Below are 12,854 nucleotides of genomic sequence, written 5' to 3'. Positions count from 1 at the left end.
TCTCAATAATTTTTAAACCAATCATATAATATATAAGGCAAAAAAACAATACACGCAGACAACTCATCTTCCATAATCTTTTTTAAAGTATAAAGGAAGAATCTGAAGCCTGTCTCATTCTCGCATACTTGCCCTTTAGTTTCATAAGCTGCTCATGATTTCCCCACTCTACCACTTTCCCGTTTTCAACCACCAAAATGCAGTCTGCCTTTTCCACAATGGGCATTGTATGGGCAATCATGACCACTGTTTTCCTGGTTTTTAATAAGTTGCCTATAGCCCTTTTAACCAGAAGCTCATTTTCTATGTCAAGGGATGAAGTTACTTCATCCAGTAAAACAATGGGGCTGTTTCTAAGAATTGCTCTTGCAATTGATAGTCTTTGTCTTTCTCCTCCTGATAAGTTTTTGCCGTTTTCTCCTATAATCGTGTTATAACCTTTATCAAGCTTTAAAATAAAATCGTGGCAGTTGGCCATCTTGCAGGCTTCAAATATTTCTTCGTCCAAGGCGTTTTCTCTTGCATATCTAATGTTGTTCATAACGGTATCATTAAATAAAAATACATCCTGGTCTACCAGACTGATCTTTTTTAAAACTTCCTCTGAAGAGATGCCTTTTATGTCCATCCCTCCAATCTTTATTTTCCCCTTATCAGGTTCATAATATTTACTAATAAGATTAAATATTGTGGATTTTCCAGAGCCTGAATCTCCAACTATTGCATTTAGAGTATTTTCCCTGATTGTAAAAGAAGCCTGATTCAATACTTTTTCTTCAGGAGTATATGAAAAATCAACATTCTCGAATTCTATGTCATATTTTTTTACATCTAGCTTTTTATCACTTGTTTTCTCTTCTTTTTCTTTAAAAATTCTTTCTATTTTGTTTTTTGAGATTAATAAATTCCTGTATGCCACCAGACTGATATAAAGACTCATGGATATTTTTGCTACATATAAAAGCATCATAAAAAGAATTATCAACTCGTAAGCCAAAAGTTTCCCCTGATTATAGGCATTTGACATAATAAGCAGTGATGCTGCTATAGAAACATATGAAAAAAGCACATAGGCAAAGCCAATGGGTAATATAGCTTTCTCATATTGATAACTTACATCTGAATATTTTTTCATTGTATCAGTCAGTAATCTGTTTCTTGTTCCCACAAGGCCATATGACCTTAGGGTCTGACATCCTGTAAGATATTCTGTAATGGCACTTACATTTTCTTCTCTTGCCTTATTCTTTAAAGTGCCAAATTTGTTAACCTGCCTTATGGAAAATAGTATGGTTGGAATAAGCATTATTAATATTAATAAAATTATATCTCCCACATATGCATTAATGGTTCTTGCATAAAATCCCAATAACAAATTCAACATAAAAAACTTTATAATGTCAGCCATTTTATGGGTAAGAACCTGTTCGTAATCAGCGGTTTCACTGGTAGCCGCATTAATATAAAAGCCTGTTTTATTAGCTGTAAATATACCAAGGGGAATATGTTTTAATTTATCTCCAATAGTTTTTCTAATCTTTTTTGTAACACTAGCTCCTCCAATCTGACTTTCTGTGTAGGAAATCGTATATAGTATAAGCCTGAAAAGAAAAATTACACCAAGACTTGCTACTGAACCAAAAATATCCTTAATTTCTACTCCTTTTTCAAAAATCAACCTTAAAAGTTTTAACAGCACCAAAAAATTTAATCCTGTCAAAAATCCTTCAAATACAATTCCCACAATAGATATATTTAATTTTATTCCAGGTCTGAAAATTTTCTTGTATTCTGTCATTATTCATTATCCCCCAATCTGTATTTTGTATTTCTCGCCCTGGTGTATTGTTGCCATGCATTTGAAAAATATTCATTGGTTTTTAGCAGTTTTTCAAAAGTTCCTACTGCGGATATTCCCTGATTTTCCACCACAACAATCCTGTCACATTTCTTTACAATATCAAGACGATGGGCAACTATTATAACCGTCTTTTCTTTACATAAATTATCTATTGCCTTATCTATCTCAATCTGATTTTCCGGATCAGCAGCACTGGTTGCTTCGTCAAGTATTAGTATGGGAGCATTTTTTAGAATAGCTCTGGCAATGCATATCCTTTGTTTTTGTCCACCTGAAAAGCGGGTTCCATATCCATTACATAAAGTATCATAGCCTTGGGGGAGGTTTATGATAAAATCATCAATGCATGCCTTTCTTGCAGCTTTTCTAACTTCTTCATAAGATACATTTCTTCCCATGGCTATATTTTCATAAACACTGCCTCCTGTAAGAAAACTGTTTTGAAAAACAATTGCGATTTTATCAAGGAGTTCTTCGTAATTAATCTTCTTAATATTTTTATCGCCAATAAGAATCTCTCCTTCTTCCACATCATAAAATCTTGAAATCAGCTGCACCAATGTACTTTTTCCGGCTCCTGACTTTCCTATAACTGCGATTTTTTCTCCATTTTTTATTTCCAGATTTACATTTTGTAAAACATTGTTTTTTTTATCATATGAAAAATTCACATCTTTCAGTTTGATATGGCAATTTTCAGGGAAATGCTCATCTCCTTCAAAAACCTTTGTATCAAGAATATCCTCTACCTGTTTTATTCCATTTAAAACAAAAGCCAAATTGTTGGATAATTCCTGTAAGGGCCTTATGTCCATAAGATATTGAGAACCAATGAAGGCAAATAAAAGAAGAACTCCTGCCGTAATATGTCCATGCACAAACATATAGCCTCCTGCCGGAACAAGCATAAGGATGCCACTTTCAAGTAAAACAATGTAGGCTGCATAAAAAGGTCCTGTCGCCTTTGATATAGCACACCATAGATTAAATTGTTTTTCTATGGCATCTGAATATTTCCTAAATGATTGTACAGACATATTATATGCCTTAATTAACCTCATTCCGTTTACATACTCGCTTACACTTCCTGAAAGATCCCCTGAGGAAGAATTAACAGCATCCATGAATTTTCCAAACCGCATAAACATTGCCATCATAACGACAATGACCGGTATTAAAGGCAAGATGCTTATAAGCCCCAGTTTTACATTTACACTTACAAGATAAATAAACATAACCACAGGACCCGATGCATACAAAACCAACTCCACAAGATTATGTGCCAAAAATAATTCCATCTTTTCAATGCTTTCATTCAAAACATATTTTATTTCACCTGTGCTTCTTTCATTAAGGGCACCTAAGGGCATTTTTGCCATATGCCCGGTTACCATACATCTTACCCTAAACAAAGTGTTGTAGGCTCCCTTATGAGATGATATTGATGCAAACATATTGCATATAACTCTAACAAGGGTTATGGCCACCAGTATTCCTGCCATTGTGATTGCCATTTTGAAAGTAAATCTTCTTTCCACAAGTGCATCAATAAGTTTGTAGAAAATCAGATAGGGTACTATACTGCTTAAACTGGAAATCAATGCCAAAACTACAGATATATAAACATATACTCTGTTCCTATCAGCCCATTCCATTAACAAAGAAAAACCCACTTTTTTCTTTTTATCCAATTACTATTCCTCCTTAATTAATTGATTTTTAACGATTTTCATTGTATATTCCTTAAACTTTTGATACAATAACATAAGATATTTTTAGTCTGATTATCATATATAAATGTCCTTTAGGAATATTTTTAAAAAGAAGGTTGAAATATGGACTATACAGATATAAACAGCAGTTATTATAAAAACAAATTTGAAAACTCAGGATTTATTAAATGTGAAAATACAGGAGAATATCCGCCTTGTGGCGATACTTTTATGCTTTCTTCTGAGATTGGCCAGGGTTATTTTTGGTATTATGAAGTACCCGGAAAATATAACATAAAAATACATGATTTCCGTTTTAATGAAGATACCGTCATTGATATGAAAATTCCGGAATGTTTAAGCATCACAAGATATGATTCCATTTCCGGAGAAGAGTTAAAACCTTACCGTAAGCTTCGTTCCGGCCTTATAAAAAGTTTTCGTGGAGGCTATGAACCCTATCACGCATTGATTCACAAATATATACCAATTAAATCTATAGGCATTGAATATCATCCCAACTATTACAACAAGCAGTTGAAAAGTCTTTTTGCCAATTTATATCAAAATCCTGCCGAAGCATTTAAAAGTATTGATGAAACCACTGATTTTCCTGAAATGATGAAACTTTTGTGGGATATAAAAAACTACAGGGGGGATTCATTATCTGCTGCTTTGTATTTTGAAGGAAAGGCAAATGAAGCATTATCCCTGGTTTATAACAGACACCTACTTATTAATTCCCGAAAAAAAGCTACTGTATCTGCTGCCGATAAGGAGATGTTAGACGCTCTTGCTTCTTATATAAATGACCATTATGCGGATAATCTCACCATAGACAGTCTTTCAAAGATTGGATGTATGGGGACAACAAAATTAAAAAAATGTTTTCGTATATATTTTGACTGTACCATCAATGAATATATACAAAATGTAAGACTTGACCACGCAGAACACCTTCTGCTTTATACTGAGCTTCCTGTGGGGGAAATCGCCAAGGCAGTGGGCTACCAGGCTGCTGGTCACTTTGCCGCACTTTTTGCAAAACATACCGGAGTTCTTCCGTTAGAATATAGAAAAAGTGCCCGTAAGTAGACTTTTCCTCATCTAAGAGTATAAAAAACAAAGATGATAACCCTATTATAAAAGATATCAAAAAGCCTTAAGGAGGTAAAAAATGAAAGCACGCTATATTCCCAGAATAGATTTGTATGACCGAATGGAGCTTAAGGAAGCTATTCCCATGCGCACACCCTATACTATTTATATTGATCCTTGCGATACCTGTAATTTCAGATGTAAATTTTGTCCAACAGGTAATTTGGAACTTATGAAAAAAACCAAGGGCAGAAAACACGGACCTATGGATTTTGAAGTATATAAAGGGATAATTGATTCCCTTTGCGAATTTAAAGACCCAATTCGTGTAATAAGACTATACAAAGAAGGTGAACCCCTTTTAAATAAACATTTTGCAGATATGGTCGCATATGCCAAAAAGTCTCCTATGGTTAAAAGAGTTGATACTACAACCAACGCATCTTTATTAACCCATGAATTAAGCAGAGATATTATTGATGCAGGATTAGACAGAATCAATATTTCCGTTGAAGGAATTAATGCCCACCACTACCGGGAATTTTCCGGTCACAATTTAGATTATGACAGCTTTGTGGAAAATATAGCCTACTTTTACGCCCACAAGGGAAACTGCGAAATGAATATAAAAATTAACGGTGACTATCTGACACCGAAGCAGGAAGATGAATTCTATGAAACTTTTGGTAATATTACTGACGGTATCTCTGTGGAGCATACCATCGAGTATTGGCCAAAATATAATGAAATGAAAGTGGATTTTGATGAAAATGTCAGTCTTTTAGGGGGCAAAAGCGGTGAAGTCCAAGTATGTCCCTACGTATTTTATGAGATGTGTATTAATTCAGACGCTACTTTTTCTTTATGCAGATTTGACTGGAATCACGCAATGATTTTAGATCAGCATGTGGGAGCCCCACCGACACCAAAGAAAATATGGGACAGTATTGTTCTATGGAACTTTCAGCAGTCTTTTCTAAAAAAAGAACGAAAAAGATTAAGCGTGCTATCATGTCCTAACTGCGGTATACTTAAACAAGGTGTTCCAGAAGATTTAGATGAATTTTCTCAAGAAATACTTGATGAAATGTAAAAAAATGGGGGGAGTTTAAAATGTATGGAAAGGATTTTTGTAAGATTTATAATGAATTGGGATGGAATTACTATTCGGAGACTTTTGGAGAGCAATTAAAGATATGGTTAAAGAATATGGGTGTAAATCCAGTGTCATTTTTGGATATTGGATGCGGGACTGGCGTATTATGCCGTATCATGAGGGATATGGGACTTAAGATAAAGGGAATTGATTTGTCTAAAAACATGATAGAAATTGCAAAGAAAAACTGTCCCGGTGCAAATTTTGTGGTAGCAGACATGGTAACTTACCAGCCTGAAGAAAAGGTGGATTTGGTAACATGTACATGTGATGCCCTTAACCACCTTTCTGATATATCCCTTGTAGATACCATGATACATAATGTGTTCAACTATATAACTCCCGGAGGTTATTTCATCTTTGACATTCTAAACGGACAGGAAGGCCACGATGAAACCCCCTTTGAACTAGCCAAAGACGGCGACAGAAGAATTCTCCTTCAGATTACGAAAAACAGACAGATTACAACTCTTCACGTATATACATATGAAGGAGAAAACCTCTTGCATGAAGAAAAGGTGGTGGAGACCTTCTATGAGCCTTCCCTTATAAGCGATATACTACTTTCTGCAGGTTTTGACAATATTACCTGTAATGACAGTTTAAATCCGACACATCCAGGTCATGGGACCGCCCTTTTTTTCACGGCACAAAAGCCACTTTAATACCGGTATGTCTGCTTTTGTAATATCAGACATAAGCATTTTTTACCATCCCAAATCCAGCAGCCAGTTATTTAATTTTCGCTCATTATCTGTAATTAGTGAGTTTGTATCTGAAATAAACTCTCCTTTTATATTTCCATCAACGATATATAAAACCCTTTTACATCTTGCAGCAACCCTGGCATCGTGAGTAACCATCATAACTGTGGTTCCTTCGTTATTTAATTTAACTATTGCTTCCATAACTTCACCGGATGCGGTTCTATTTAAGGCTCCCGTTGGTTCATCAGCAAATAAAAGTCTTGGTTTATTTATCATACTTCTGCAAATACAAGCTCTTTGAAGTTGACCGCCTGAAACCTCATTTATATCGTTATCTGCCACATCAATTATGGAAAGCTTCCTCATTAACTCCAGGGCCCTTTTTATTTTTTCAGGCTTTTTTTCATTATCCTTTTTGCTTTCAAGTGCCGGTAAAACTATATTATCCAGGATAGATAAATTTTTCATCATAAACATTTGCTGAAAAATAAATCCCATTTCATTTAATCTAAGATTTGACAGCTCGTTTTGACTAAGCTTTGTGATATCTTTTCCTTCAAATAAAACCGAGCCACAGGTAGCTGCATCCATACCTGAAACAGAATAAAGAAGTGTTGTCTTTCCGGAACCGGATGGTCCCATTATAGCAATCATATCTCCCTCTTCTACTGTAAAGTTAACATTTTTAAGAACATTGTTTTGTCTTTTATCTATTACAAAGGTTTTGCATAAATCCTTTACTTCTAAAATTTTAGCCATTTTTCTTCTCCATTTCCATAGACCTATTCTATATTCATAATATCTTTGCTTGTTATCTTGTTTGTATGCATTGCTGTCAATAATACAGCCACAAGGTTTAATAAAAGTATAATCCCCGGATATACTACCAATAATGAAAGAGGATTAAAATAATAGCTTACATGATATGCCCCCATCATTTTCCATATCGGGTCACACCAAAGCTTGGTTATTGGGTAAGTAAGAATTATCGCAAGTAACAGCGAAGTAACAGTTACTATCATAAAGCGTATGCTTTGCCATTTAATAATAAAGCTATTCTTAAATCCAATCGCCTTTAAAAGAGCTATTTCATGAACTTCTTCCTGAATAAAGGATCGCTCCATAAGGATTGTAACAAGGACTACAACAATACATGTTATTAAAAGCAAAAGTTTTGAAACCTTTTCCATGGTTTTTGATACATGCATACAGTCATCACTATACATTGCAGCATCAAATACATCATCTATATCATAAAAATCCTTTACTATATCTATTCTCTTCGCAATTTCCTTAGCACTTGGCTTATCATTAAAATCAACCTGGAAGGACATTAAAGCACTTGCATTTGCAAGACTTGTTGGCGCATCCTCGTGTAATCTTATTACGCTTCCTAACTGATCCATGGATTGGAATATGGCTGTAATGATACAGTCTAATTTTTCTGTTCCAAAATCAATAGTTACTCTGTCTCCTATGTATGCCCCCAGCTTATCTGATACTATCGGAGTAATAGCTATCTCATTTCTTTTTTGTGGTGCACTGCCTTTAGAATACTCATACTCACTTGCTTTTGCCTTAGTATTTTGCTGAAAAACAAATGAGCTTGTATTTCCATCAAAAGTTAAAGGGTAACGATATAAAACATCCGCACTTACTCTTGCCGGCATATCAAGGGACTTTAAATCCTCTTCTATTTTTTTTGATGTTTCATCCAGATAAGCATCCCCATCTGATGATAAAAATTCCATTTTAAGAATTTTCGCATCATTTATATACATATCAGATTTTTTAGTAAATGCAGTGATTAGTCTGTCGCTTTTCATGGTATCTGTTACCTCGACAATACCAAAAACTAAAATCGAGCATAAGAAAAATGATATTATAATCGTTACAAATCTTTTTGGTGCGCTAAGTACATCATTTAATGCCATATAAAAGGCGTTTCCAAGATGGGATTTCTTTATAGAATAAATACTCTTTTTCCCGTATCGCTCTCCGGTTTGTCCACTTCTTATAGCATTTACAGGTGATGCCTTTTTAATCTTTCCCGTGCAAAGGTATGTAAATATACTCATTATAACTATTACAAGAATTGACCCACAAACATTAACTGCTATTCCATAGTTGTTTCCTAAAATCATCTTTTTAGAAACTGCACCTGTTAAAAAATTTCCAAATGGAATTCCCAAGACAAATCCTGCAATACCACCAATAATAGCCATAGCTAAATATTTTGTTATATAAAGGCTTCTAATTTTAAAATTTCTAATTCCAATAGCCTTCATAACACCAATTTCCCGGAACTCTTTACTTATTGAAAAAGAAATAACAAATTTTAGAAGAACAAATGATACTATAATCAGGCAAACGCTAAGCACCAAAACAATCATGGCTATAATCATTTCCATTACATAGCAAAGCTTTACTATTTCTCTACTATCTGAAAAAAGAACATTTTCAGCCGGTGAAATCTCTTCGCCTAATGCTTTTACATTGTCTGATGCTACATAATACAAAGAACCAAGATAAGGAAGAAGGCTTTGGCTTTTCGTATAGTCCCTGTAATCCTCATTGCTTATAAGAAGTCTTGTGTTCCCCATCATATCCGAGCCAAGAAAGGCATCCTTCATTTCTCCTGCTATTCTATAGCTCTTATTTGTATCACCAAACTCTACTTTAAGAATATCTCCCACCTTTAGGTTATTGCTTGACAAAAATCCTGATGTAACATATATGTCACCTTTATTAATATGGGCAAGCTGTGAATTATCCATTTTAAAAAATTTAATGCCTGTTTCTTCAAGATGTTGTATAAGTAAGGTATTATTTTTAAGTTCAATCTTTTTACCTTCTACAGATAAATCATCCTTAGAGCCCCAAAAACAATTCTCTTTCTTATATGAAGTCACATTTGGTGAGCTTTTTAATATTTCCTCCACATTTTCCCCACCGTTTTGAGTAATAATTACATAATCCTCTACTCCTGCCAAGTCTAAAAAGTAGTCTGTTCCATTCATCACTGTCACCACATTTGCAAGTCCGGCAGAAACAAACATTGATGCAAGTATTGCAAAAAGCAGAAGAATTATATTCATCGTTTTTTTGTGTCTTAAGTCCTTTTTTAGAATATTTAAATACATATCCGGCATCCTTTCCTTGCTTGATGGATTTAATATAGTACTTAAATTATTAAATAATCCTTAAATCAAAAATTAACTCCAAACCATTTAATATTTTTTTAGAACCAGAGTGATTTTAAATATTCCTGACTGTGATTTAGCAAAAATATCTCCATCCATTTTATGCATTAACTCCTTGCAAATGTATAGTCCAAGACCACTTCCCGAAACCTTTTTACTGTTACTTCCTCTGTAAAAAGATTCAAAAAGATTTGTCATTTCTTCTTTCTTTAAGGTATTACCTGTATTTGAGATGGTAATAAGCTGACAGTCCTCCTCTTCATCAAAGGAAATCCTGATTTCTTTGCCATCTCCGTACTTTATGGCATTTTCTAGAATATTTTGCATAACCTCCACAATTCTATCCTTATCTCCATAAACAAGACAATTATTTACTTTATCAATTGTAAAGCTTGTATATGACAGCTTAGCTTTAGCAGTATAATAATTTTTTATCTCTAATAGAATATCAAAAAGATAAACTTCACCATTATTAACCTTTAGTGCCAAAAAGTCATTTTTAGTTGCGTTTGTAATTTCATTTACGAATTTTTTTATTTCAAGTGTGTTTTTCTCTATACCAACAAGAGCTTGTCTTTTCTTATTTTCATCTTCATATAGATTGTTCATTAAAGCTTTAGTATATAAATCGATTGCCCAAAGGGGAGTTTTGATATCATGGGACAAAGATAAAACAAGAGTTTTTCTATCCTTTAAAAGCTCTAATTCATTCTTTTTATCATCCTCAAGCTTTTGCCTTAGCATGTCCATGCCCCATAAAAATTTACCAAAAAATTTACTTTTTTCTTCTAAAATCGGAATGACAAGATTTCCCTTTGCAAGCTCTCCTGGAAGATGAGTAATATTGGAAAAAGGCCTAATAACCTTTTTTTCAAGATATAACAATATGAAAAGTGAAAAAATAAGCATAACAAAAAGAGACAAATTCATAACTAGAATTATTTTGTCATTTTCATCTCTTATATATTCAAATTTGTAGAGTACACCATTAATTTCTTCTATTGTATATTCATTTTTTATATGTTCACCCTTTATATAAGGTGTAATATTGATAATATATTTATAATCATCAAGGTTTATATCTTCAAGACTTTGCCCATTATTAAGGCAATCAACTATTCTTTTTACATCTACTAAATAACTTCGATTTTTTACATCAGTTTGATTTTTTAAAACAAAGATATTAACCAATAAAATAATCAATAATTGAGAAATAACAAAAGCAACTCTAACTTTCTTAAATTTATTCAAAGCGGTATCCAACTCCCCATTCTGTAATAATATGCTTCGGATGTCTAGGGTCAGGCTCTATTTTTTTCCTTAACCATTTAATATGCACTGTAAGGGTTTGGGGCTCTGACAAGCTGTCGCTCCCCCAAATATTATTAAACAAATACTCCTTTTTTAGCGTTACACCTTTATTTTCAACTAAAAGTTTTAATAATTCAAATTCCTTTATTGTTGACTCAATTTGGTTACCATTTACATATATAGTATTAGTTATTGTATTTAGCATGATTTCATCCGAAATGATTTTATCAAGGGCATATTTTCTTTTAAATATGCCTCTAACCTTAGCTAATAAAATATCAATATCATAAGGCTTTTCTATGTAGTCGTCAGCACCGATGCCAAGTCCCTTTAACTTATCATCCTTGGTGGTTTTAGCACTTGCTATAATAATATGTGCATTTGAGCTTTCTCTAATTTTAGAACAAACTGCAAATCCATCCATTCCAGGAAGCATTATGTCTAAAATAATTAGTTTTGCTCCATATTTTTCAAATAATGCTAAAGCCTTTTCCCCGGAATCAGCTATGCTTACGATATAATTATCTTTTCTTAAAAAATCGCATAAAAGAGTTGCAATTTCCTTGTTGTCTTCTACTATAATGATGTCTAACATGCTTTCTCCTTTTTTTACTTTTGCAAAACATTTCAGCTACGACAGCAACAACTATGAATACAATCAAAATTTCTCATACATCTTTATTTTATCTCATATCTATTTTACAATAAACAGTACATATAGAAGAATTTACATCAATAAAAAAGGAGTGTATAAAAATGTCAGAGCCAAAAATCAATAATGATGAAATTAAAAGATTAAAAGGTTTAGGGTTTTTAAATAATAAAGGCACTAATTGTTTTTCTGCCAGAGTAATTACTGTAAATGGAAAACTTACTGCAAATAAACTTGAAAAAATCTCTAAGGCAGCAGAAAAATTTGGAAATGGTAATGTTACTTTTACCAGCAGACAATGTGTTGAAGTACTTGGTATCCCTTATGAAAAAATAGAAGCCTTTCTTGAATTTATTAAAGAAGAAGGGCTTTATACCGGAGGTACAGGGGCAAAAGTTCGCCCGATTACTTCCTGTAAGGGTACAGTATGTCAATATGGCCTCTTGGATTCATTTAAAATTTCTGAGGAAATACATAAAAGGTTCTATGAAGGATGGCATAATGTAGACTTGCCTCATAAATTTAAAATAGGAATCGGGGGCTGTCCTAATAATTGTATGAAACCGAATTTGAATGACATAGGAATAGTTGGGGCGTTCATTCCGGAATATATTTCCGAAGATTGCCGTGGATGTAAAAAATGTAATATAGAAAAAGTCTGTCCGGTTTCTGCCCCAAAACTTGTGGATAAAAAGATTGAAATAGACAGAACTAAATGTATAAACTGTGGCCTTTGCAGAGAAAAATGCAATTTTGATATTTTCACACAGGGAAAATATGGATATAAGGTTTTTGTAGGTGGCCGCTGGGGTAAAAAGACCACCATAGGAAAGCCTTTAAATGTCATTTATACCAAAGAAGAAGAGGTTTATTCCCTAATAGAAAAAATTCTTGATTTTTACAGAAAAAATGGTGAAAGTAAAGAAAGACTTGAAAGTGTTATAGAAAGAATTGGATTTGAGAAGTTTGAAGAAAGTTTGGGTATTACCAAAAATCTTCATTAAAAAAGCAAATTAACATAAGTCAGTAAAAAGAATCGTGATTTGCCTCATCACGGTCCAAAAATCAAATCCTCTTTCTTGCTTACTTAAAAAATTCCATATCTTTATATAACTTATCCGATATTTGTTTCAAGGAATCTGCTGCTCCGGCCA

10 protein-coding genes are annotated in these 12,854 nt (G+C 33.4%); 4 read left to right on the top strand and 6 right to left on the bottom strand.

Annotated elements, in window-relative coordinates:
* Positions 1–82: 82 nt before the first annotated feature.
* Positions 83–1,798, bottom strand: coding sequence for an ABC transporter ATP-binding protein (locus tag BM153_RS06975; protein ID WP_092872115.1), 1,716 nt, complete (start codon positions 1,796–1,798; stop codon positions 83–85).
* A complete protein-coding gene (locus tag BM153_RS06970; RefSeq protein ID WP_092872113.1) occupies positions 1,798–3,552 on the bottom strand; it encodes an ABC transporter ATP-binding protein in 1,755 nt (584 codons plus the stop codon). Before BM153_RS06970 ends, BM153_RS06975 begins: the two co-directional genes overlap by 1 nt.
* 144 nt (positions 3,553–3,696) lie before the next feature.
* Between BM153_RS06970 and BM153_RS06965 the strand changes: the two genes are divergently transcribed.
* The 3 genes from BM153_RS06965 to BM153_RS06955 all read left to right on the top strand — a co-directional run bounded on the left by BM153_RS06965 (position 3,697) and on the right by BM153_RS06955 (position 6,492).
* Complete coding sequence (locus BM153_RS06965; protein ID WP_092872111.1) at positions 3,697–4,668, top strand: helix-turn-helix domain-containing protein; 972 nt, start codon at positions 3,697–3,699, stop codon at positions 4,666–4,668.
* 82 nt (positions 4,669–4,750) lie between these two features.
* Positions 4,751–5,764, top strand: coding sequence for a radical SAM/SPASM domain-containing protein (locus BM153_RS06960; RefSeq protein ID WP_092872109.1), 1,014 nt, complete (start codon positions 4,751–4,753; stop codon positions 5,762–5,764).
* A gap of 20 nt (positions 5,765–5,784) precedes the next feature.
* The gene (locus BM153_RS06955) at positions 5,785–6,492 is read left to right on the top strand and encodes a class I SAM-dependent DNA methyltransferase (protein ID WP_092872107.1); all 708 of its coding nucleotides are present in this window, start codon (positions 5,785–5,787) and stop codon (positions 6,490–6,492) included.
* Positions 6,493–6,534: 42 nt separating this feature from the next.
* Here the strand turns inward: BM153_RS06955 and BM153_RS06950 are convergent, their stop codons facing one another.
* The 4 genes from BM153_RS06950 to BM153_RS06935 form a co-directional block, all read right to left on the bottom strand.
* Positions 6,535–7,293, bottom strand: coding sequence for an ABC transporter ATP-binding protein (locus tag BM153_RS06950; RefSeq protein WP_092872105.1), 759 nt, complete (start codon positions 7,291–7,293; stop codon positions 6,535–6,537).
* A gap of 23 nt (positions 7,294–7,316) precedes the next feature.
* A complete protein-coding gene (locus BM153_RS06945; protein ID WP_177205603.1) occupies positions 7,317–9,677 on the bottom strand; it encodes an ABC transporter permease in 2,361 nt (786 codons plus the stop codon).
* A gap of 87 nt (positions 9,678–9,764) precedes the next feature.
* Complete coding sequence (locus BM153_RS06940) at positions 9,765–10,988, bottom strand: sensor histidine kinase (RefSeq protein WP_092872101.1); 1,224 nt, start codon at positions 10,986–10,988, stop codon at positions 9,765–9,767.
* A complete protein-coding gene (locus BM153_RS06935) occupies positions 10,981–11,643 on the bottom strand; it encodes a response regulator transcription factor (RefSeq protein ID WP_092872099.1) in 663 nt (220 codons plus the stop codon). The genes BM153_RS06940 and BM153_RS06935 overlap by 8 nt, the downstream gene beginning before the upstream one ends.
* Positions 11,644–11,804: 161 nt before the next feature.
* On the opposite strand from BM153_RS06935, the gene BM153_RS06930 reads away from it, so the two are divergent.
* Positions 11,805–12,704 carry a 4Fe-4S dicluster domain-containing protein gene (locus tag BM153_RS06930; RefSeq protein WP_092872097.1) on the top strand — a complete coding sequence of 300 codons (900 nt, stop codon included), beginning with the start codon at positions 11,805–11,807 and terminating at the stop codon, positions 12,702–12,704.
* Positions 12,705–12,854 lie beyond the last annotated feature (150 nt).

The organism is Acetitomaculum ruminis DSM 5522, assembly GCF_900112085.1.
GTDB classification, from domain to species: domain Bacteria; phylum Bacillota; class Clostridia; order Lachnospirales; family Lachnospiraceae; genus Acetitomaculum; species Acetitomaculum ruminis.
This window is presented reverse-complemented; position numbering and strand designations above follow the sequence as displayed.

Excerpts from the sequence above, each read along its gene's own strand:
- BM153_RS06975 (WP_092872115.1), bottom strand. The coding sequence starts at position 1,798 with ATGACAGAATACAAGAAAATTTTCAGACCTGGAATAAAATTAAATATA.
- BM153_RS06965 (WP_092872111.1), top strand. The coding sequence starts at position 3,697 with ATGGACTATACAGATATAAACAGCAGTTATTATAAAAACAAATTTGAA.
- BM153_RS06960 (WP_092872109.1), top strand. The coding sequence starts at position 4,751 with ATGAAAGCACGCTATATTCCCAGAATAGATTTGTATGACCGAATGGAG.
- BM153_RS06955 (WP_092872107.1), top strand. The coding sequence starts at position 5,785 with ATGTATGGAAAGGATTTTTGTAAGATTTATAATGAATTGGGATGGAAT.
- BM153_RS06950 (WP_092872105.1), bottom strand. The coding sequence starts at position 7,293 with ATGGCTAAAATTTTAGAAGTAAAGGATTTATGCAAAACCTTTGTAATA.
- BM153_RS06945 (WP_177205603.1), bottom strand. The coding sequence starts at position 9,677 with ATGTATTTAAATATTCTAAAAAAGGACTTAAGACACAAAAAAACGATG.
- BM153_RS06935 (WP_092872099.1), bottom strand. The coding sequence starts at position 11,643 with ATGTTAGACATCATTATAGTAGAAGACAACAAGGAAATTGCAACTCTT.
- BM153_RS06930 (WP_092872097.1), top strand. The coding sequence starts at position 11,805 with ATGTCAGAGCCAAAAATCAATAATGATGAAATTAAAAGATTAAAAGGT.